The 20,922-nt window shown below is 53.8% G+C and carries 18 protein-coding genes; 7 read left to right on the top strand and 11 right to left on the bottom strand.

The features are described 5' to 3' along the window. The first annotated feature begins 16 nt into the window (after positions 1-16). Together KVT38_RS24925 and KVT38_RS24930 are read left to right on the top strand one after the other, a co-directional pair. Positions 17-412, top strand: coding sequence for a VOC family protein (locus KVT38_RS24925; RefSeq protein WP_217596458.1), 396 nt, complete (start codon positions 17-19; stop codon positions 410-412). Between the two features lie 105 nt (positions 413-517). Beyond that, the gene (locus tag KVT38_RS24930; RefSeq protein ID WP_217596459.1) at positions 518-1,324 is read left to right on the top strand and encodes a TIM barrel protein; all 807 of its coding nucleotides are present in this window, start codon (positions 518-520) and stop codon (positions 1,322-1,324) included. Between the two features lie 115 nt (positions 1,325-1,439). Here the strand turns inward: KVT38_RS24930 and KVT38_RS24935 are convergent, their stop codons facing one another. Next, positions 1,440-1,994 carry a TetR/AcrR family transcriptional regulator gene (locus KVT38_RS24935; RefSeq protein WP_217596460.1) on the bottom strand — a complete coding sequence of 185 codons (555 nt, stop codon included), beginning with the start codon at positions 1,992-1,994 and terminating at the stop codon, positions 1,440-1,442. A gap of 192 nt (positions 1,995-2,186) precedes the next feature. Here KVT38_RS24935 and KVT38_RS24940 point away from each other — a divergent pair, with 192 nt between their 5' ends. Next, the gene (locus tag KVT38_RS24940; RefSeq protein ID WP_217596461.1) at positions 2,187-2,930 is read left to right on the top strand and encodes an SDR family NAD(P)-dependent oxidoreductase; all 744 of its coding nucleotides are present in this window, start codon (positions 2,187-2,189) and stop codon (positions 2,928-2,930) included. Positions 2,931-3,201: 271 nt separating this feature from the next. Continuing rightward, positions 3,202-4,470, top strand: coding sequence for a mechanosensitive ion channel family protein (locus KVT38_RS24945; RefSeq protein WP_217596462.1), 1,269 nt, complete (start codon positions 3,202-3,204; stop codon positions 4,468-4,470). A 17-nt stretch (positions 4,471-4,487) separates the two neighbouring features. Here the strand turns inward: KVT38_RS24945 and KVT38_RS24950 are convergent, their stop codons facing one another. From KVT38_RS24950 to KVT38_RS24965, 4 genes are all read right to left on the bottom strand, one after another. Next, positions 4,488-5,519 carry an ABC transporter substrate-binding protein gene (locus KVT38_RS24950; RefSeq protein ID WP_217596463.1) on the bottom strand — a complete coding sequence of 344 codons (1,032 nt, stop codon included), beginning with the start codon at positions 5,517-5,519 and terminating at the stop codon, positions 4,488-4,490. A 95-nt stretch (positions 5,520-5,614) separates the two neighbouring features. Beyond that, positions 5,615-7,252, bottom strand: coding sequence for a helix-turn-helix domain-containing protein (locus tag KVT38_RS24955; RefSeq protein WP_217596464.1), 1,638 nt, complete (start codon positions 7,250-7,252; stop codon positions 5,615-5,617). Between the two features lie 205 nt (positions 7,253-7,457). Continuing rightward, positions 7,458-13,142 carry an S-layer homology domain-containing protein gene (locus KVT38_RS24960; RefSeq protein WP_217596465.1) on the bottom strand — a complete coding sequence of 1,895 codons (5,685 nt, stop codon included), beginning with the start codon at positions 13,140-13,142 and terminating at the stop codon, positions 7,458-7,460. 366 nt (positions 13,143-13,508) lie between these two features. Next, positions 13,509-13,868: a MerR family transcriptional regulator gene (locus KVT38_RS24965; protein WP_217596466.1), complete on the bottom strand. Its 360-nt coding sequence runs from the start codon at positions 13,866-13,868 to the stop codon at positions 13,509-13,511. Between the two features lie 105 nt (positions 13,869-13,973). Here KVT38_RS24965 and KVT38_RS24970 point away from each other — a divergent pair, with 105 nt between their 5' ends. Further along, positions 13,974-14,684, top strand: a complete 711-nt coding sequence (locus tag KVT38_RS24970) for an SDR family NAD(P)-dependent oxidoreductase (RefSeq protein ID WP_217596467.1) — start codon at positions 13,974-13,976, stop codon at positions 14,682-14,684. Between the two features lie 90 nt (positions 14,685-14,774). Here the strand turns inward: KVT38_RS24970 and KVT38_RS24975 are convergent, their stop codons facing one another. Together KVT38_RS24975 and KVT38_RS24980 are read right to left on the bottom strand one after the other, a co-directional pair. Further along, the gene (locus KVT38_RS24975) at positions 14,775-15,071 is read right to left on the bottom strand and encodes a type II toxin-antitoxin system RelE/ParE family toxin (RefSeq protein WP_217596468.1); all 297 of its coding nucleotides are present in this window, start codon (positions 15,069-15,071) and stop codon (positions 14,775-14,777) included. Then, the gene (locus KVT38_RS24980) at positions 15,059-15,241 is read right to left on the bottom strand and encodes a hypothetical protein (protein ID WP_217596469.1); all 183 of its coding nucleotides are present in this window, start codon (positions 15,239-15,241) and stop codon (positions 15,059-15,061) included. The genes KVT38_RS24975 and KVT38_RS24980 overlap by 13 nt, the downstream gene beginning before the upstream one ends. Before the next feature lie 424 nt (positions 15,242-15,665). Here KVT38_RS24980 and KVT38_RS24985 point away from each other — a divergent pair, with 424 nt between their 5' ends. Next, complete coding sequence (locus KVT38_RS24985; RefSeq protein WP_217596470.1) at positions 15,666-16,070, top strand: hypothetical protein; 405 nt, start codon at positions 15,666-15,668, stop codon at positions 16,068-16,070. Positions 16,071-16,305: 235 nt separating this feature from the next. Then, positions 16,306-17,457 carry a S1C family serine protease gene (locus KVT38_RS24990; RefSeq protein ID WP_217596471.1) on the top strand — a complete coding sequence of 384 codons (1,152 nt, stop codon included), beginning with the start codon at positions 16,306-16,308 and terminating at the stop codon, positions 17,455-17,457. A gap of 95 nt (positions 17,458-17,552) precedes the next feature. On the opposite strand, the gene KVT38_RS24995 is transcribed toward KVT38_RS24990, so the two are convergent. The 4 genes from KVT38_RS24995 to KVT38_RS25010 all read right to left on the bottom strand — a co-directional run bounded on the left by KVT38_RS24995 (position 17,553) and on the right by KVT38_RS25010 (position 20,886). Beyond that, positions 17,553-18,137, bottom strand: coding sequence for an RDD family protein (locus KVT38_RS24995; RefSeq protein ID WP_217596472.1), 585 nt, complete (start codon positions 18,135-18,137; stop codon positions 17,553-17,555). A gap of 399 nt (positions 18,138-18,536) precedes the next feature. Further along, a complete protein-coding gene (locus KVT38_RS25000; RefSeq protein ID WP_217596473.1) occupies positions 18,537-19,055 on the bottom strand; it encodes a hypothetical protein in 519 nt (172 codons plus the stop codon). A gap of 563 nt (positions 19,056-19,618) precedes the next feature. Next, positions 19,619-19,900 carry a DUF6809 family protein gene (locus tag KVT38_RS25005; protein ID WP_217596474.1) on the bottom strand — a complete coding sequence of 94 codons (282 nt, stop codon included), beginning with the start codon at positions 19,898-19,900 and terminating at the stop codon, positions 19,619-19,621. A 179-nt stretch (positions 19,901-20,079) separates the two neighbouring features. Then, on the bottom strand, positions 20,080-20,886 hold the full coding sequence (locus KVT38_RS25010; protein WP_217596475.1) for a helix-turn-helix domain-containing protein: 807 nt from the start codon (positions 20,884-20,886) through the stop codon (positions 20,080-20,082). Positions 20,887-20,922 lie beyond the last annotated feature (36 nt).

Genomic DNA, 20,922 nt, shown 5'->3' on the forward strand with positions numbered 1-20,922 from the left:
AAATGGGGGTTCCAGAATGAGGATGGAATTAGAAGGATTTACTGTATTGTCCGATGATGTTTCCAGACTAGCCGCCTTTTATCGCGATGTGCTTGGTCTTCGCACCGCTGTCACGGAGGATCATTATGTCGAGTTCGCAAGTGGCGGCACTCGCTTCGCGATTTGCTCCAAGTCTTTAATGGCTGATAACACAAACGGGCATCATTCCTATAAAGAAGCGCATATGGGGCAAGCCTTCGAACTGAATTTTCAATGCGAATCGCCTGAAGCTGTCCGGATTCTTTACGATGTCATCGTCTCCAAGGGGGCCAAGCCAATTGCGGAGCCCAAGTCGATGGATTGGGGCCACACGACCGGATTCTTCGCCGACCCTGACGGTAATATCCATTCGCTGTTTGCGGTGAACCCGTAATCGAGAATTAAAAATATATAAACAACGTACGCCCTTTGATCGGAAGCCCGCGATAACGCCCCTTTAACACGAGTGTGATAAGATGGGAGCGGAGGTGGTATTCTGGTGAAGTTTATACGCTTGAAAGGGAATCTTGATCAGCGCAACTTGGACAATCGCCTTTCTTACGAGCCGGATATTATCGAATTTTACTTGACCGAACGCGATCTGAACGATCAGGAGCGCATTCGGGACCGCATCCGCCAGCTTCATGACCGGGGCGTCAAGCCGTACCTGCATCATCCGCCGACGTACCGCGGGACGTACCTGGACATCTTGAGCGAAAATCCGGATGCGCGCCGATTTTACCATGAATCGTGCGAAGCGCTCGCACGCATCTGCGCGGAGGAGCGGGCCAAATGCGTCGTGCATGCTCACTACGTCCATACGGCCAGCTGCGGCAACGTTACCCGTGAGCGAACCGCGCTGCTGCGCGAAGAGATTCGCAAGGTCATGGCGTATTCGCGGGACGTGTTCGTCTGGGAGGATTCCACCGAAGGGCTGTTCTCTTACGGCTGCAATCCATATCTCATCGAGGATCTGATCGAGCCGCTGGAGCTGCCGCTGACGGTCGACGTGAGTCACACCTTTATCAGCTATCGCGGGGACAACGAGCGGCTGCGGGACATCCTCAAACGCACTGCGCCATACGCGCAATATTACCATCTCGTTGACAGCATGGGGCTTGTGCACGATTCGCTGCAGCTAGGCCTCGGGAAGATCGATTGGCGCATGGTGAAGCCGCTTGTGCAGGGCAAGGACTTTATCTTCGAGATCACGCTGAGCGGGGATCACTCGGATTGTACGCCGATGGTGGAGAGCGCGCGTTATTTTGCGGACATCGAGGCGGAGGAACGCGTCGCGGCTAAATAGAATAAAGCACATGCATCGCCGGGCATACGCTTGCTCTGGCGATGTATTTTTTTGTGCGTAAGAAAAGCTTTTGTGCGTAAGAAAAGCATTCGTCATCAAATGAGGTTCTGGGCCGTCAACGCATGCTGATGCCGTCGAGGAACAAGCTGACCAAATGAGCAATGCGAGATTTCGGCGAGTCATCGCCTTCAGCAGCCAGGGAGATCGCGGTTACGACGTACACCAGATCATCGAAGGTGATATCGGGACGAATAGCCCCCGCCTTCTGCGCATGGTCCAGTAATCGCAACCCCTCCTCGCTTGTCGCATGGCAACCTGGCGTGCCGACTTGAAGAACAGTGCCTAGCGAAGCGGCAAGGCCACGATAAACGCTCGTGTGCAGGGCGAGTTCTTCAAGATAGGCACGTACCCCGCTTGCCGGATCAAGTCCGGCAGATCTTTCCCGACTGGCTTGCGCGAATGACAAGAAACGGTCGCTGTAGGTTGCAGCCAAGAGCGCGTCGCGCGTAGGAAAGCGCCGATAGAGCGTCCCGATTCCAACGCCGGCCCGCTTTGCAACGTCTTCAAGCGAAGCGCCGGCACCCTTTGACAAGAAGACATCTTCAGCTGCAGCAAGGATACGTTCGCGGTTTCGTTGGGCGTCTGCCCGCAGTGGATGGATGTCAGTCAATGCGGTTCCCCCCTACGTTTTTTCACCGATATTTTCTTTGTTTTCTTTAGTGTAGTGAACGTCGGAGAAAGTGTCAAAAGGGATGTGGAGGCTAAAAACAATCGTATTTTTAACTGCCGCTTGAAAAGTGGAGGGTTCCTCCGTATAATAAGTGGAGTAATCCTCCACTTATAAGGAAAGAGGGCAGAGGAAATGTCGAATCGATTTGAGAACAAGGTCGTCGTGATCACGGGCGGCAGCGATGGCATCGGCTTGATGACGGCCAAACTTTTTGCGACGGAAGGCGCGCATGTGTACATCACGGGGCGTCGGCAAGAACGATTGGATGAGGCGCTAAAGGAGATCGGTCACGGTGCCGTCGGCGTCCAGGGAGACGTCGGCAACTTCGCCGACCTCGATCGACTTTACGAGCGGATCCAACGTGATCATGGCAGGGTGGACGTCTTGTTTGCAAACGCAGGTATTTCCGAGTCTGCACCGCTCGGCGGCATCGAGGAAGCGCACTTCGATCGCGTGTTCAACACGAACGTAAAGGGTATGGTCTTCACCGTTCAGAAGGGGTTGCCGCTCATGAAGGATGGAGGCACGGTGATCCTTACAGGATCGGGGTCGGGCAGCAAAGGGCTTCCCAGCTTGTCGATCTATAGTGCCACGAAGGCCGCGATCCGCTCGTTCGCGCGTACATGGACGACCGACCTTAAAAGCCGGGGCATCCGCGTAAATGTGGTGTCCCCCGGCGTGATCCTCACGCCGGCACTCGAGACGTATCTCCGAGACAACGAAGGCGCCGAGGAGGCGATGAAGCAGATGACGCCATTCGGGAGACTCGGCCAGCCGGACGAGGTCGCCAAAGCGGTGCTGTTCCTGGCATCGGACGAGAGCAGCTTCATCGCAGGCGACGAACTGTTTGTGGATGGCGGATTTATGGCGGTTTGAGTGCAGGAGTCGAATGCCGCGATTGCTCAAATTTTTCAAAAAAAGAGCGGGCCTGTCCTGGCCGAAGCTCCCGCTTGCCGGGATCGATGATGGCGGCGCTGGGGGCGCGTATCTCGCGCGGAGGAAAAAGAAGTGGTCAGCAGGCCGCCAATAAATCCCGGCCCCGTCCGGTTGACGGATCGGTCGACATCCGGTAACATCGGACAAAAAGCTCCCTGGCGCACGGGCAATCGCGCCAGGCGGGCCTTTCTTTATTTTTGGGGAGGAAGGTATGAAAAAAATCCAAGAGCTGCTCGCCGACCTGGGCGTCGCGTCCGGCCTGTCCGTCTACCTGGCGAATGCCATCCTCATCGTCGGCATCGCGGCCGTCAGCTTGCTGGCGTACTATGTAACCAAAAAGGTCGTGCTTCGCATTGCCGCTCACTACATTCGGCGCAACCGGTTCAAGTGGGACGACTACATCCTGAAGCGCAAGGTGTTCCAGAGACTGTGCCACATCGTACCCGCCATCATCCTATATTCCTTCTCGTACAGCTTCCCCGGCTATCAGGGGCTCATCGCGCAAGGCGTGGCCGTCTACCTGACGATCGTGGCGATCGTCGTGCTCGACGCGCTGCTGAACGCCCTAAACGACATCTATACGACCTACGAGGTGTCCAAGGTTCGCCCGATCAAGGGCTATATTCAAGTATTCAAAATATTCATGTTCATCGTCGGCGGCATTCTGATCGTGTCCAACCTGATCGGACAGAGCCCGCTCATTCTGCTTAGCGGGATCGGCGCGCTGTCGGCGGTCATGCTGCTGATCTTCAAGGATTCGCTGCTTGGCCTCGTCGCGGGCGTCCAGCTGACGTCCAACGATATGGTGCGGGTCGGCGACTGGGTCGAGATGCCCAAGTACGGCGCGGACGGCGACGGGATCGATATCTCGCTGAACACCGCCAAGGAGCAGAACTTCGACAAGACGATCACGCCGATCCCGTCGTACGCCCTTATCTCCGACTCTTTTAAGAACTGGCGGGGCATGCAGCGCGCGGGCGGGCGGCGCATCAAGCGATCGCTCTATATCGACATGAACAGCATCGGCTTCTGTACGCCCGAGATGCTCGAGCGGTTCGAGCGCATCCAGTATCTGCGCGATTACATCCGGGAGAAGGCAGCGGATATCGAGCTGTTCAACCGGGAGCGCGAGATCGACCGCACCGTCGCGGTCAACGGCCGGGCAATGACGAACATCGGCGTCTTCCGCGCCTATGTCGAGCGGTATCTGGCGCTGCATCCGAGGATTCGCGGGGATATGACGCGCCTCGTCCGACAGCTGGCCCCGGGGGAGAACGGCCTGCCGCTGGAGGTCTACGCGTTTACGGACACGACCGTATGGAGCGAATATGAGGGCATTCAGTCCGATATCTTCGATCATCTGCTCGCGGTCGCGCACGAGTTCGGGCTGGTCGTCTTCCAGAACCCTTCCGGCCACGATATGCGAAGCATGCTGAAGCCGGAGGCGGAGCGCGAAGCGGTCGCTTTGCGGGGGTATTGAGCCGGCCGGGCGGCCATTTATGGCTTGAACAGCGCTACGGCATCCGTGAGCAAGGCGTCCGCGGAGAACAAGGTATATGACCACCATTTGTCGTACGGCACAAGGTACACATGGTTTTCCTTGACCGCCTTCAAGTTCTGCCATAAGGCCGACTTCTGGAGCTGCTTGAAGTTGTCTTCCGCAGCGGGATCGTTGCCCAGCATTACAACCAGCCGATCGGCATCGTATTGCGGCAGAACCTCCAGGTTCAGCTGGTCCGCGGCATAGACCATCGTACCGTCGGCGTATACCAGCTTGCCGCTGCGGTTGTCGATGGCCTGCTGTACCAGCGGGTACGGTTTTAAACCGAGCAAATCATACAGCACATGGCCGATCGCCCGATTGGCGTACACGCTGAAGGTCGCTTTGTCGATGCGAATGGCCGCCACTGTCTCATCCGCGCCTACCAGTCCGGCGATTTCCGCTTTCGCGGCAGCGGCTTTCTCACGATGATGGGCGAGCCAGCTCTCCGCTGCATCGCGTTTGTCAAAGAGGTCGGCCACCTCCAGCAAATGGTCGTATAAGCCGACATCCGCCGGTACGACCGTCGGCGCGATTTTCGAGAGCTGATCATATATTTCTTGCGTTAACAGCGGCATGTCAAATGCAAGAATGAGATCGGGCTCGGCCGCAGCTACGGCTTCGTAGTTGATCGGCCAGTCGCTGATCTTGGGGATCGGGTTTTTGTAGCTGTTAAGGTAATAGTCAGGCTCGACCTCGTATTTCATCGCCCCGATCGGCTGCATGCCTAGTGCGAGCAGGTCGGTCGTACTGGAGATCGAGACGATTCTGCCGGGATTTACCGGAATGTTTTTCTCTCCGAACTTGTCCTTATATGGCTTCATCGCCGGTGCGGTTGTCGTCTGACTGACGGAAGCCGAGGGCGAATTCACCGCGGCTGTCGATTCCGCCCCCGATTCCGTGCGATTCCCGTTACTGCAGGCTCCGAGCGCGATTATCGTCAGGCCGACTACCATCCATAGCGCGAGCCCCTGTTTAAGCTTTTTCATCTTTATCCTCCTGCGTAATTGATAATGGTTCTCACCACTAAGTCAGGAGTATATACGATATGGCTCCGGTTAAACATGCAGCATCCTGCAGTCGTCTATGGACGATCCTGCACAAATAGCTTTTGCAATTCGTCCAGCAGACACAGATGGTTGAAGGCTGCGTATTCCATCCATGGAAATCGCTGCACCGGATAAGTCCGTCTGCTGCGAACTGCCGTCAATCCCTGCCATTGCGCCGACTGCTTGAGCGTTCGCCACTGATCCCGGTTGCCCGGATGGTCGTCGGTAATCAGCACGATATGATCGGCGTCGATATCGGTGAGCATATCGGCGGACGCCTGCATCCACCATACGGGTTCTCCGGCCGGACCGGCGGGTTCAACCGCCAGATCGTCATAGAGCACGGTGGCGAATTTGCGTCCGTAAATATATGGCGTTCCTTTATAAATGTCGAGCACGAGCACGGTCTCGTCGCGCAGCGCCGCCTTTACCCGGTTCCGGATGTCCGACGCCTTGCGTTCATATTGGGCCAGCCACGTTTCGGCCGCCTCCGTCTTGTCGAGAAATTGTCCGATCATGCGCAGATGCGCACGCCAATCCACCGTTTCCCACGGCAGGAACAACGTCGGCGCGATGGCCGACAATCTTTGACGTTGCTCAGGCGGCACGTAGAAATCAACGGCGACAATATGATCTACGCCCGCTTTTCGCAATGCCTCCATGTTGGCGTCGTAGCTGTGGCTTAACGGAACGATCACATCGGATTGATACTTGCGCCGGTAATGGTTCGTCCAGTAGTGGTCGATCGGCGCGGCGTGAGGGATAATCTGCAAGGCCAGCAGTTGACCGATGTTGTCCCAGCTATAGGCCGCTACCTTCAGCTGGCGGTTTTTCCAGTAGACCGCAGGAGGCACGCCTACCTGTTTCTTAAATGAACGCCGGAAATAAAACTCGTCGTTGTAGCCGACCTGATAAGCAATCTCGCGAACGGAGCGCTCGCCTTCCATCAACATTTGTCGCGCTCGCACCATTCGCAGCTCTGCCAGGTAATCCATCGCGCTGCGCCCGTATATCTTTTTGAAAGAGTGCATGAAGTGCGAGGGGCTGATCCCTGCCATGTCCGCCAACTTGCCGGCGGTGATCGCTTCCTGAAAGTGAGCCTCCATGTAGCTTTTAACGCGGTTGAGCACGGCCCGCAGGCCTTGCTCAGGCGAAGCGGTCCTCTCGAGAAGCACACGGTAGGCCAGCTCGTAAAAAGAAGCGCGGCTGCGCAGGCGTTGAAGCCGATTCGCCGCTTGCCAGCAGGTATGGATGTTCTCGCAAAGCGAGACGATGCCGGTGAACGAAGCGGGCGTTAAGGAGACGGTGGCCGAAGGCGACCACAGCTTATCTGCAGCCGGCCCGTCGTCGATCGCTGCGGATATCGCGAATCTGTAGATATATACATCGCCGCACTGCCGGGCGGATGGCATGAATTCGATTGGCTGACCTGGCCCGCAAATGAATATCTCTTCGGCGCTGACCACATGGATCTGATGGCGGACTACGATATGAGCCTCGCCTTCTTTTACGACAATGAGCCAATAATCGTCCGAACGATACGACTCGAATACCTCGACTTGTGGCTGCGCCGACCGTCTGAACAAATCCCGCAGCTCTATATGCATGTCCGCATCGGCATGTGTCTCGCCGACAGCAGATGCCTCAGTCTTATGCTGCAATTCGATATGCATGATCCACACCTCAATTCAGGCAAACGGTTAATCTCATCTTATTGATAATTATTCTCAACGTCAACGTTGGTGTATCAATGAATGAGCCGATTGAGGTCGCCGCGAGGCTCCTTGAGATCCCCTTGACGCTCGGCGGCATGCAGCCAAAAACGCCTTGCGGTCATCTCGTCGATGGCCGCAAGGCGTCTTATATGGCGCCGCTTCTTTATTGCCGCTCGAAAAGCCTGTAGATCGCCGTCGCGGCCTGCGCTCTCGTCGTAGAGGCCGCCGGATCGAAGGCTCCTGCGCCGGTGCCTTGAAGAATGCCGGCACGCTGCATGGCAGCAGCCGCATCCCGTGCATACGGCGCGATCGCGTCCGCGTCCGTGAACGCCGCGGCCTGCGCGGCCGCCGAAGCGTTCAGGTCAAGCTTCAGCTGGCTTGCCGCGCGGTACAGCATGGCAGCCATCTCTTGGCGCGTGATCGGCGAATCGAGACCAAAGGAGCCGTCTGCACGCCCGGTCACGATGCCAAGCTTAGCCGCCGAGGCGACGGCGTCCGAATACCACTGGCCTGCCGCAACATCTGTAAATGCTTGTGCGTCGGAGCCCGTTTCGGATGCCAGCCCGAAGGTATTCGCCAGCATGGTTACGAATTCCGCCCGCGTCACGATGCCGTTCGGACGGAACGTGCCGTTGCCGTCTCCGCGAACCGCGCCCCGAGCAGCGAGCGCTTCGACGGCGGGAATCGCCCAAGCATACTGCTGCAAGTCGTTGAAGAGGGTCTTCGCATACGATACCGCATAAAGGCTGAAATGCGCCGGCGCGAACCGGACCGTGCCCGTCGCCGAATCGTATCGGCTGTTAACGACCGGCGTCAGGCGTCCTGCGTCATCGATGGAATAGACGACGACCTGCCCGGCCTGCTGTCCTGCACTCAGCGAATAAGGAACGGCAACGCGGACAACGCCGCTCTTGCCGAACTGCTCCACACGACGCCCGCCAACCTCGAGCTTGAAGTCGAAGACGGGACGTCCGGCCAGTTGATCCTGAATCGTCTGCGGCAGCTTCGATGTGTCCGCCTTGGCGACCGTCAGCGTGACGGTCTCGCCGGCCTTGGCTTGCGTCGCCAGCCATTTGGCGTCCAGCGTCACCGGCGCCAGTCCGTTGTCGATCACGATCGACGAAAGTGTGCCGGCGGACGAGGCCGTGAGCAGTGCGTCGGCCGGCAGCGCGACGCGCACGCCGGATGCCCCGGTGTCCGGCTTCACCGCGATGCGAAGCTCGGAGCCTCCCAGCGCTTTGAGTGCGCTATCGAGATCTGCTGCGCTGAGCGTTGCGCTTGCCAAGCCGGAAGCGTCCGATTTTGCTTCAAGCTTGAGTCCGCTGCTGTCGACGACCGGCTTCGAAGGATCCGGCGTCGGCGAGGAAGGCTGCGGAGTAGGGATGTACGGCGCAGTCGGCGTTCCTTCGACGGACACGGCCTCGGATTCATGGCCGGCCGCGTCGACTGCTGTAAGTGTCAGACGATAGCTTACGCCGTTCGTCAATCCGTCCAGCTCGGCCCGGCGAACGCCAGCATCCACCTGGCGCTCCGCGATTGGCTTGCCGTCGGCGGATTCGCCGGCAATGCGAATGTAGGCCAGATCTGCATCTGCCGGATCGTTCCAGGTCAGTATCAGCTTCCCGTCCGAGGAAGCGACGTTGGCGCCCGATACCTTGCCAGGCGCTTCGTTGCCGCCATTGCCCGGATCAGTGCCTGGGTCCGTGCCCGGATCGGTCCCCGGGTCGGTCGCTTCCTTCACGACGAACCGATACTCGGCCTTCGCGCCGCCATTCCCCGAGGTCGCGGTTATGACGCCGTCGCCAGCCTTCAAACCTGTGATCTTGGCGCTCGTAGTTCCGGTCGCCGCGTCGTACACGACGTCGCTCACCGAGGCGACCTTGTCATCCCCGGACGCGAATACGACGGAGGATTGGAGTGCCGCTTCCGCAGGGCTCACCGTCGCGGTCAGCCGGAACGATTCGCCGGCCTTGATCGACGATTCTTCCGCGTCGGACGTCAGCGTGATACCCGTGACGGCAGGCACGCCCTTAAGCACCAGATCTGCAAGATATTTCGGATTTTTGTCGCCGCCGATGCCGCCCATATACTGGATCCAGCCGCGGCGTGCCCCGCCGTCGCTGTCGTTGATCAGGAACGAGAATCCGATGTCCGATCCGGACTTGGCGGTCATGCCTTCAGGCATAATCTCCGCCCACGGAATCGCCGCTTCATAACTGGTCGTCTTCTCGTCCTCGTTCCGCTTGATTGCGACTTTCATATCGTCGAATGCACCCGAGAACTGGCCCGGAACTGCGATCCAACGATACTTCTGCACGGTGCCGTCATTGTTTAAGGCGAAGCCGATCTCGTTGTAGCCGCGGGAGCCGGCACCGTAGATTCTGCCCGGATCGATCGCGAGCTGAATGCCGTCCGCCTGCCAGGTGCTTCCGTCCGTGTAAGGCTGGTTATGAACATTGTCGGTCGCTTGAATCGCCAGGTACAGATAGTCGTCATCCCACTTCGTGCGGAACTTCGCGCTCAAGTCGCTCGGGCCGCCCCAGTCGGTGATGCCTTGAACCTGCGAAGCCTGATCGATCACGGTTGACTGGGCATTGGCCCATTCGTCGTCCGTAATATCCCCGTCCACGGTCATCGGCGCCTGCGCGTACGTCGCTACGGACAGATCGTTGATGATCTGATCGATCAGAATCGCGTCGCCGGAATCGGGCTGGATGTTCAATTTAACATGCGTGCCTTCCTTGATCGCGCCCTCGGGAATCGGCAGCTTGATGACGCGCGACTGACCGGGGTCGATCGCGGCGTAAGGCACGGCTTGCGTATTCGCCCAGTCCGCAGGCTCCGTCAAGCTGAGCGTGCCGGCCGGCATAGCCAGCTTCGAATAATTGTTCTGAATTTCCACGAGCAGTTCCCAGTTTTTGCTGGCATCAGCCGAATCCACCAGGTTGGCGGTTACCGATACGACGATCGGAACCACCTTTTTGACGTTGATCTTCACGTCGCCAACCTTGTTCCCGCTGCTGTCGCTTGCGACGATCGTGATCGTATCCGACTCGTTCGCATAATCGGCGGGCACCGTGAACGTCAGCGTATCGACGCTCTGCCCTTCCTGGAACGAACCGTCCTCCGCCCAGGTCCAGCCTGCCGGCAAGCTCACGCTGTATTGGCCGGACATCGCGGCAGCGGCAGCCGAACGACTGATATTTACCGTGACGGTATCGCCGGCTGCGACGTTAATCTCATCGCTTTGCGCTTTAAAGCTCGGCGTTGCGAGCGACAGTTGGTCATTGAAGTTGCCGACATAATAAACGGGGGTGCCCGTTACGGTCGTCGACAGGATGTTTTGAGCCGCTGTCGTATCCGTCCCGTTGCCGAACAGATCGACGGTCGTCAGCTGTTCGGTCCCGAGATTGAGGCCGATCGTTTGCGGTTTGCTCTTCGTCCACACGGCGAGGATGTCCTTGTCCTTGGCCGCGCTGTGGAACTTCAGGATCCGGATATTGTCGTCCAGCTTGTATTCCTTGACGAAGCTCGCGTCGCCAAGCAGGTTCTCGTTGGCCGAGAGCGCGACGTAAGCCGGCTTCGCCGAATACGGTCCTCTTTGGCTGAGCAAGCCGAAGTTGCTCTCGTAATCCTCTTTGTTCATGCCGTCATTGAGCGAGTCGTACCAGAGCACTTTATCGAGTACGCCCGGATTGGCGAGCACCAGCGTCTTAATCTGCGTAGCGAACGCCGCCTGCTCGACTTCGGAGTGGTTGCCCGAGCTCCAGCCGATCTCCGTAGCCCACATCGGCTTTTCGAAGCCGAGCTTCTTGAACGATTCCTTGACGCGAACCATCGTCTCCGCGAACTTCGCGCCCTCCGGACCGGCATTCGTATAGGGGTGGAAAGAGATGACATCCATATAATCCCCGCCGCCTGCCTTGAGCAGCGATTCGAGCCAGCCGTAATCGGAAGCGGCGACCGCGCCGCCCAACACAACGGCATCCGGATTGGCTTCTTTAATCGCCGTATAGGCTTCTTTCAGAAGCGTATAGTATTCCGAGACGCCAAGCCCGTTGCCGAAGCTGCCGTTCCACTCGTTCCAGATCTCGAAGTACTTGACCTTGCCCTTCAAATGCGCGACGACCGCCGCACAGTATTTCGCATAGGCTGCAACGGCTTCAGGCGTATGAGGCGCTTTGCCGCCATCGTAAAAGTTGTTGCCGAAGTTCAGCTCGATCAGCGGCACGATACCGTTTTGGATTTCCGTATCGATGTATTGGTCGTAGCCTGCGGGGAACGTATAGACGCCTTTCGTCGTTTCAACGTTGCTCCAGTAGTATTCGTCACGCGCATACTTGGCTCCGATATTCTTGAAGAGGGGCGCGATTTTTTCCGCGTTGTAAATACCGCCCCAGGCCAGATGCGTCTGCGCGCCGAATACGCTGTTCGGGAGCGTATTGCTCGGGTCCAATTTTTGAATGACGCTGAACGGAATATCTTGATGGATATTCGTCGAGCCGTCCGCATCCTTAGCGTCGACGATCAGCGTATAAACGCCTTTATCCTTGATATCCAGCTTCAGCTTTTCTATCGTCTTTACGCTATTTGGAGCCGCTTCTACCGAGACCGAGCCGGTCTTCAGCAATCGGCCGTAGGCGGCGTCGAACACCTGATAGTCAACCGACAGCGTATCCGGCTGGTCGTATTCGTTGACAAATTCCAGATTAATCGTCGGATCTTCATTCACGTCAAAAATATTGCCGACTTTATCGGAAGTGCCGGTCATCGAAACTCGCTTCAGCTTCTCGACGGAGATGGACCCGATCACGACCGGCTTCGGACTCTTGCCCATCGACTGCGCCCAATAGGCCACCCGGAAGTCGTTGCCTTCGGATTCGTTGGCGAACTTGGCATCCTCCAAGACGAACTTATGCACCAGCCACTTATTCGTTCCCGTCAACTGTACGGTCTCCGCTTCCTTGAAGGTTGCCTCTACCGAATTGTAAGCGATGGTAAACTTCCCTGGCACACCGTCGTCGGACGACTCGTCGAAATACTCGACATCGACCTCCACCCGGTTGTTGCCGCCGAAGATATAGGAGTCGTCGACGTTGACACGAATAAATCCGGGCCATTCATCCGGCGTGAGCTCCCAACCTTCTCTACCGGCTTTGGTGACGACCTTGGCGACATCATTGTAGGGAAAAGCCTCTACGCTCATTAACTTCTTCTCGACTTGGGACCCTAGTATCGCATAGCTAGGCGCTGTCGGGGCGCTCATCAGCTTCTCGACCGAGATGGATCCGATCACGACCGGCTTCGGACTCTTGCCCATCGACGGCGCCCAGTAGGCGACCCGGAAGTCGTTGCCTTCGGATTCGTTGGCGAACTTGGCATCATTCAGGATGAACTTGTGAACGAGCCACTTATTCGTTCCCGTCAACTGAACGGTCTCCGCTTCCTTGAAGGTCGCATCTACCGAATTAAAGGCGATTGTAAACTTCCCTAACACACCGTCGTCGGCAGACTCGTCGAAATATTTGACGTCGACCTCCACCCGGTTGCTGCCGCCGAAGATGTAGGAATCGTCGACGTTAACCCGAATAAATCCGGGCCATTCATCCGGCGTGAGCTCCCAGCCTTCCGTACCGTCTTTGGTGACGACCTTGGCGACATCGTTGTAGGGAAAAGCCTCTACGGTCATTAACTTCTTCTCGACTTGCGACCCTAGTATCGCATAGCTAGGCGCTGTCGGCGTATCGTCGGCAGCAAAGGAGGTCATAGGCAATACCGACGCCAGCAGGCTCGCCACGACGATTCCGACTAAACTCCGTTTCGCTCGGTTTACGATCGATTTTTTCATTTTCCGTTGCTCCTCCTCAATTGTCGTTCGCAGCTGCTGTTAACTTTGCGACCACCCATTTTTACAAATCAGCTTTTCACCTCCGCCATTTTCCTCTTTAACGCAAAGTCGACCATGCTGATAACGCTTACAAGGCGTTCTTTATTACAGGCTCATTCGTGTTGCCTTGATGCCTTGAAGTTATATTTATAGTAAGGCGAGTCGATTAGAGGTGTCGATGACCGATCGACCGATCATGATGACGTTTCCGACGATCAAGTCCAGACATGCGAAAAAACCTCCGATACCGCGTAGATGCAGCGTCGGAGGTTTTTGTAATTGGTAACAACTCACACGGAAGAAATGAATGTCATAAAGAGTGCGCCGCTAATAATTTTCCCCGCGGTAATATCGCTCCAGCTTCTCCTCCAAGCGAACAAGCTGAGCCTGCTTCTCCTCGATATCGTGCAGCAGCTTCGCTTTCTGCGCCTGAATCATATCGATCCGCTCCGGCAGGGTGGAGGTGCCTTCCTTCACCTTATCATAATACGTTTTGATGTCCTCCACGCTCATCCCGGTCTCGCGCAGACATTTGATGAAGAGCAGCCAATTCCGGTCATGCTCCGTATAAAGACGGTTATTCTGCTCGCTGCGGGCGGCCGGCTCCAGCAGTCCCTTTCGCTCATAAAAACGGATCGCTCCGATGTTGATCCCGACGTCCTTCGCGACTTCTCCGATCGTTAGCATGCGCGCCCCTCGCTTATATAAAATTCAGGGTTGACCTACACTAAGTGTAGCATAGTAACGTATCAATCATGAAAGGCAATCAACCTTACGGAAAGAGGGATTCGCATGAAAAAGACCGCATTCGTCACGGGCGCCAATAAAGGAATCGGATTCGAGATTGTAAAGCAGTTAGGGGAGGCAGGCTGGAAAGTTCTCCTTGGCGCGCGCAACACCCAGCTGGGGGAAGCGGCCGTCGCACAGCTGACGTCCAAGGGGCTGGACGTCGAATTCGTGGCGATCGACATGACTGACTTGAAGTCCATCGAACAGGCCGCCGACACGATCAACAAGAACCATCGGGAGCTCACGCTGCTCATCAACAATGCAGGCATGCCGGGCGCGTTCTCCCGCTCGTTTACCGATACCAAAGAGGAAGACCTGCGCAACGCCTTCGAAGTCAACTTCTTCGGCACCTTCCGACTGAACCAGCGCCTGTTCCCTTTGATCAAGGCGAACGAAGGCACCGTCGTCAACGTCTCGACCGACATGGCGTCCCTGGACCATATGCAAAATGCCGCGTTCACGTTAAACGCCTTCGACTACAACTCCTCCAAGACGGCGAACAACGCCATGACGCTGTCGATGGCTTATGAAGTCCGAGACAACGGCGCGCAAGTATTCGCGGTGACGCCTGGATTTACGACCACGGATCTGAACGGCAATGCCGCGGGCGGGAAGTCGAAGGAAGCCGCTGCTGCGATTATTGTCGGGTATGCGACGGACGGGAAACGGCATAATGGCGAGTTTTTGGATGAGAAGGGCGTATTCGCTTGGTGATCGTATGAAAGCATGAGCAAAACGCTTGTCCTGCACGCAGGCAAGCGTTTTTGTGTAACAAAAAACACCATGTCTCTTCGAGTCATGATGTCATTTAAATTCATTCCGTATTAGTCTTCTCGATTGATGTAAAAATGTAATTAACTCGATCTGTTCCCCTTTAATTCGATAGATGATTCTATAGCTCGAATAAATTCTTTCTCTTACTGCCTCTGTTTGCAGTTCAGGCACGCCTCTCCCTGCGTATGGAAATTCCGTAATTTTAACCGCTTCTTGAATAAGCCTATTCACAAATTCTCGCGCAAGCTCTATGGATTCCTCTTTCAAGTATTCATGAATCAATTCCAGATCCTTTAACGATCTTGGTGACCAAATTAATTCAGCCATTTATTTATATGCTCCATTGCTTCCGAATGGGCTAGTCCCTTTCCAGCATCCAGCTCTGTTAATCCTTCATCGATTCTGGCCCGTACATACAAACGATATAAAATATCTTCGACCGTCACATTGTCAGGCAGGTCTTGAATTAACTTAATGACTTCGTCTTTAACGCTCATTCCGTTCACCACCTCGTTTAAGGTACCCTGGCGTTGCTTGCTTACCTGAATAAAAGAAAATGACCCGCCCTATGTTGCTCGCCACGGGATAACGGGTCATTTCTTCGGTCAATCGACTGGAGGCACCCCGCCGAAGCAGTTGTGCAGGAAGTCAGTGCTGGCGGCACTGGCTTCTTGTTTATCTTATACTTATTATACACGTCTTATACTGTTATGCCACCTGTAATTGGCAGCGATGTTGTAATCACATACGCCATGTAATCTTCTGATGAACAAGTTAATCCTTGCCGCATCTGCAACGGGCTAAACTTAAAATCATAGGGATCGGTAGTAAATTAATGAGTATATATGGTAATTTAGTTCTATCAACAACATCCCTTTAGACGACTAGGTGAATATCAACGTAAAATTGGAGGGCGGGAAAGTGAAAGGATTCAAAAGGAGTTTTTTCATATTTGCTGTAGTAATCGCATTGATATCGTTGTCGTCCGTTTCAGCCGTTGCTGATTCTCCATACACTGACATCTCAACTATTGATAATGCGGATCTCAATAATGGTAGTGGTGGAAGCTCCTGGTCCCAGCCATCTGGATACGATTATGCCCAAGTATATATCTCCAATTCACAATCCCAAACACTAAATGTCTACTTATCATACGATTTAAATGGCAGCAAACAACAGATCTATAGTGGAACCGTTGGCGCCAATAGCACTTTGACTATTAATGTTACTCACGCAAGTGGACATGTTTTTTATGTAGATTATAATACAGCTAATGGTAACGTGAGTGGGAAAATCAGCGTACGAGCATCTGACGAAACTCTTTAATTCAGTTTCCCGTTTTTCAAAGCAACTCAACTCTAGTTATAAGTATCAGTTTGAATGAGGCCTGTGGATTTGCGCATTCCATAATGGAGTGTGCGGACCCACAGGCCGTTATTGTTTTTGGTACGCTGAGCTAGAATTCAATTCTTTCAGGAACCTTTTAGGCTCATTTAAGCTCAGATTTAGGTTCGAGGTCCATGATAGAGTCATAGGAAGCAAGCATGGGAGGATGACTCGAATGAATGAGCATAATGAGCATAATGAGCAAAACGAGCAAAACGAGCAAAGCCATGAAATAAATAACCATCTCGAGCCTGTGTCAGCCTATCGTTATGACTCCGCTAACCGAGTTGAATCGCTGCGAACGCTTTACCAGGAAGAACTGAACGCAGCAGAGCGAACGGCTGCTGCAGATAATGGCGGCAACGGTCGCGGCGGTCGTGGCCACAGGCGCGAGAATCGCCAAAAGGGCGGCTCACCCAAGTCGCTCCTCGCCTCGTTCCTGGTCGGCGCCCTGTTCGTCGGCGGCCTGAGCGTCATGTCAGACCGGATGAACCTGTTCAGTGGAGACAAGCCTGCCGCCGTCGAGTCGGCAGCGGCCGGCAGCGCGTATTCGGACGCATCGGGACTTACGATGGCGTCGGTGTCCGCTTCCTCGAACGTAGACGAGAAAATCTCCGCCGTGTTCGCCCAAGCGAACCCCGCTGTCGTGGAGATTGCGAACTACGGCGTCGAAAGCCAATCGTCGGCGAATAGCCTGTTCGGGGGTCGCGGCGGATGGGCGAACCCGCGCGGACAGTCGATGCCGCCGCAGCAGAGCGGCGAGCCAGAGTTGATGGGTACGGGCACCGGCTTCTTTTTTAACGAAGATGGCTACATCTTGACCAACGAACACGTCATTGCGGACGCGACTGCGCTAAAGGTGACCGTGCCCGGCTACGATGAGCCTCTCACGGCAACGGTCGTTAATTCGAACGAGCAGCTCGATCTGGCCGTGCTTAAAGTCGAGAGTCCCGACCGCAAGAAGTTCCCGGCTCTGACGATCGGGGATTCGGACCAGGCCAGCATCGGAGACTGGGTGATCGCCATCGGCAACCCTTACGGCCTGGATCACACGATGACCGTCGGCGTACTCAGCGCCAAGGAACGACCGATTACGATCGCCGAAGAAGACGGTACCGAACATCAGTACAAGCATTTGCTGCAGACGGACGCTTCGATCAACCCCGGCAACTGCGGCGGACCGCTGCTCAACGATAAGGGGAAAGTGATCGGTGTGAATACGGCCGTGAACGCAGAGGCGCAAGGCATCGGATTTGCCATTCCGGCCTCGGTTATCCGGGATGCGTTAACCGATCTGATGGCGGGAACGTCGGTGACGAGCCTCTAACACGGAGTTAGCGATGGTGCGGTACAGAAAAAAAGAGGGCGGGTCCGTTCACGAAAGGTGAACGCCCGCCCTTGGTTTTTAAAATACTGTGCCCGCTAGCTCTTTATCTCTCCAAAGGCATAGTCCCGCCCACCGTTTAACGGTCGTTTTTTCAACGAAGCGCGATCCTTTTTTTGAATGAATGGCTGCTTGATAACCACGCTGCCTGCGATATAATCATGCAAAGCTTTCTTCCTGCGATTAAACAAAACAACCAAATCCGATGCTATCGTTACGACTCCTATGAGGTCGGCGATGACGTCAAATGGCGCATTTATAGGTTTGAAGTTCGAGCTGCTAAATGCAAAAATCATGATTACCGCATATAAAATATAAAATACGCTTCTGAGTAGCGATTTATGAATCGATAGTTTATTCCCTGAATGATCTACAACCTTGGCCTTCAAGATTAACTTTCCCGGGGTTCCTCCAAAGATTGAAAGAGTCAGGACATAATATGCGGATGTAACGATCCACATCAGGATATACGGCACAATAGAATTCAATTGAATGGATTCATGAACCGCAAAACGGTATAAGAGACTGAACGGAATGAAGATGATTCCAATATCGATGATTCTCATTAATACGCGTTTCCAAAAGCCGAAGTAAATAAAATCGTTTTCCAGGGTTCGTTCCATCGGATGTTCCTCTCTAAATTGGTTTTTCATCATTTTGAATTGATTTTATTTTTTGTCCGTTCAAGTAAATGTCTAGGAAGCTCCAGTAAACAGACAATTGATTGGAGCTGGGATCGAACTCAAAATCCATCCAACCGTCTGCAACGAATTCATTGTTTTCATCATAAATACTGATTCCTGAATATCTGTCTAAAGAACCGTCTAGAAAATGTAACGACTTTCCTTCTATACAACTGTCGGACCAGTCAAAATACAATTTATTCTCAAACTTATGGTGAAAAAGCAATTCCTTCAACAGCTGACGCTCTACTTCACTTCGAAGTTGTGGGCCCATTGTAATAGACAGACCAAGATCATTATAATTAGGTTTGATTGATTCCCACCTCTTTAAGAAAAACATTATTCTACGAGAATCAGATCTCTCTCTTCCAACTCATCATTACTCTTTATATAGTCTGCCGATAGCCATTCGTAGTGAACCAATCCGATTTTTTCAGCTAATTGATAGGCCGGAGAATGTTCATAATCGAACTCATCCATTTCAAAAATTTCTTCTAAGTCACTCGCTTCTTTGCCTTGAGAGGATATCAATTCTTTAATTACATCTAAGTTGTAGACATTTTTTTCGATATGGATCTCATCCGTCCAATCGCAGGTGTACTCAAAAACGACGCGATCCTTTTCAAATACTCTAAACTCCCATCCATGATCCTCTGCGTAAATATAATGAACGAGCAGTCCGGGATTACATTGAATGACGGATTCGCTGATATCAAAAACCTGTCCTTTTATGAGGAAAGTAACCCATCCTTTCGTTTCGTTAAATACAAATCCCTGATGGCCAGCGTCCTTAATGAGCTTTATCGCTTGTTCCCTGTCCTTAGTTTTTAAATGATAGCTTGCACTAAACTCACTCATCTGGAGCACCTCATCATATTATATGTATTGGATTTCATGTAATGCAGTAGGAAGTCCTTCATCCTGGTCATTGTGATCTGACTTCCAGCCAAAGGAGAGTGATAATATAAAATGAATAAAAATCATTAGTAAAATGGCTGCTATGAAAAATAATCTTTTTCGTTTTTTCTTGTCTTTCAGAAAAAACAAATTATAGAAGATGAGCACGATTGCGCTTGTAATCCAGCTAAAGAAGAGAGCCAAGAGTTGACTCACTAATACTCCAAGATTTATTGAGTTCGTATGTAACTTATACATGATGGCTTCAAAAGATAAAGCTATGATGACTAAAACGAGGGTTTCTGCAAGTGCAATAATCAGCTTGTACTTAGGAGCTGTTTTTAGTTTCGCAAGAGATAGAAGAATGGAAATAAAGATGATGATCGCTAAAACAATAAAAATTTGAATAAGTGTCTGTATCTTAATAGCTCCTTTAGATGTTTAATAAGTTGGCTAAGACTTATTTACACAACATATTCGTTGAATGCGGAAATAATCCTGTCTGTAATGAATCTACGTGATAACTATTCTGCATCTTTCAAACTCGTCGCTGAATCCAAAATCAGAGAAACACCGAGCTGAAAGCCATATACAAACGCGGATAACATGCCTGCTTCTTCCAGCTGGGAAAACAAGTCTAGCAGCTGTTCTAGATCTTCATACGCTGCTCCATCCAGTCTTTTTTGCCATACTTTCATCGCTTCGGTGATCTGTTGATTGACTGCGCGGTATGCTGGATCATTGGAGACAATCTGTTCGACGGGAATGAGTTGCCCATTATACAGCTGCTCAAGCGGTTTGCGCACGATCCTCTCCTCCGTACACACTTCATTCTTATGCCAATAACTATGAAGTATAGATTAGTGAAGGGACGTTAACATGATTTTAGCGATAATATCGCTAAAAAAGTGCTAGTGGATACATTGAAGGTGCACCAACAACAAAACCCGCCGCAGCTTCCCAGCCCCGGCGGGTTTTCCTCGCTCTACAATCCCCGCCGATATGCGCTCGGCGCCATTCCATACCTTCTCTTGAACAGCCGCGAAAAATGGAACTCATCATAAAACCGCAGTGAAGCGGCAATCTCCTTGACTGTCGCATTGGTGGTCTCCAATGTCGCCTTGGCGGAGGCGAGCTTCAGCTCTTGCACGTACTGAGTGGGCGACATGCCGGTGCGCTCGCGGAACCTAACATAAAAGGCGGTGCGCGACAGTCCGCTCAGCCGGACGTACTCGTCTACCGGGACCGACGTGCCGATCTGCTTGTGCATCCGGTACAGGATGTCGTCGAGCTCGGGATGGCGGCTGCGGCCGTAGGCGGCGCGTTCCTGCGCGAACAGGTGCAGCAGCTCCTGTGCGGTGAGGTGTACGGCCATGCCGTAGCCGGCAGGCTGAAGAATGAGGCTGTCGATCAGGCGCTCGCACAGTCGGACGGCATCGGACATGCGCCCGGTCGATACCGGCCGCCAGGCGGCAAGTCCGAGCTGGTCGGCGACGTCCAGCGGATCGAAGTGAAGGAAGTAGAACTTCCAGTCGCCGCCCAGGCAGCGATATGAGCAGGGTACGTCGCCTGAGACGAGGAGCCAGGTGCTTGCCTCCATGAATTCGCTTGTATCCCCGTACATGATGCTCCCCTTGCCTTCATAGGTGACGAAGAGGCCCGCGCTCATGAAGCCATGGGGCTTGAATGCATGGTAGGTATCGTTGGCCTCAACCTTCCAGATGGACTGGAAGCGAAAAGCCGGCGCAACGAAGTCCTCGTCCAACTCGTAAGGAACATCCATCGTGGCCATCGTCCCGCCGCCTCTTTTCACATGAACATTTTGTAC

This window comes from Cohnella sp. GbtcB17 (assembly GCF_019091135.1).
Taxonomy (GTDB): domain Bacteria; phylum Bacillota; class Bacilli; order Paenibacillales; family Paenibacillaceae; genus Cohnella.

Bases quoted from the DNA above. Each gene is read 5' to 3' on its own strand.
- KVT38_RS24925 (WP_217596458.1), top strand. From the start codon at position 17: ATGAGGATGGAATTAGAAGGATTTACTGTATTGTCCGATGATGTTTCC.
- KVT38_RS24940 (WP_217596461.1), top strand. From the start codon at position 2,187: ATGTCGAATCGATTTGAGAACAAGGTCGTCGTGATCACGGGCGGCAGC.
- KVT38_RS24945 (WP_217596462.1), top strand. From the start codon at position 3,202: ATGAAAAAAATCCAAGAGCTGCTCGCCGACCTGGGCGTCGCGTCCGGC.
- KVT38_RS24950 (WP_217596463.1), bottom strand. From the start codon at position 5,519: ATGAAAAAGCTTAAACAGGGGCTCGCGCTATGGATGGTAGTCGGCCTG.
- KVT38_RS24955 (WP_217596464.1), bottom strand. From the start codon at position 7,252: ATGCATATCGAATTGCAGCATAAGACTGAGGCATCTGCTGTCGGCGAG.
- KVT38_RS24960 (WP_217596465.1), bottom strand. From the start codon at position 13,142: ATGAAAAAATCGATCGTAAACCGAGCGAAACGGAGTTTAGTCGGAATC.
- KVT38_RS24965 (WP_217596466.1), bottom strand. From the start codon at position 13,868: ATGCTAACGATCGGAGAAGTCGCGAAGGACGTCGGGATCAACATCGGA.
- KVT38_RS24970 (WP_217596467.1), top strand. From the start codon at position 13,974: ATGAAAAAGACCGCATTCGTCACGGGCGCCAATAAAGGAATCGGATTC.
- KVT38_RS24975 (WP_217596468.1), bottom strand. From the start codon at position 15,071: ATGGCTGAATTAATTTGGTCACCAAGATCGTTAAAGGATCTGGAATTG.
- KVT38_RS24980 (WP_217596469.1), bottom strand. From the start codon at position 15,241: ATGAGCGTTAAAGACGAAGTCATTAAGTTAATTCAAGACCTGCCTGAC.
- KVT38_RS24990 (WP_217596471.1), top strand. From the start codon at position 16,306: ATGAATGAGCATAATGAGCATAATGAGCAAAACGAGCAAAACGAGCAA.
- KVT38_RS24995 (WP_217596472.1), bottom strand. From the start codon at position 18,137: ATGGAACGAACCCTGGAAAACGATTTTATTTACTTCGGCTTTTGGAAA.
- KVT38_RS25000 (WP_217596473.1), bottom strand. From the start codon at position 19,055: ATGAGTGAGTTTAGTGCAAGCTATCATTTAAAAACTAAGGACAGGGAA.
- KVT38_RS25010 (WP_217596475.1), bottom strand. From the start codon at position 20,886: ATGGCCACGATGGATGTTCCTTACGAGTTGGACGAGGACTTCGTTGCG.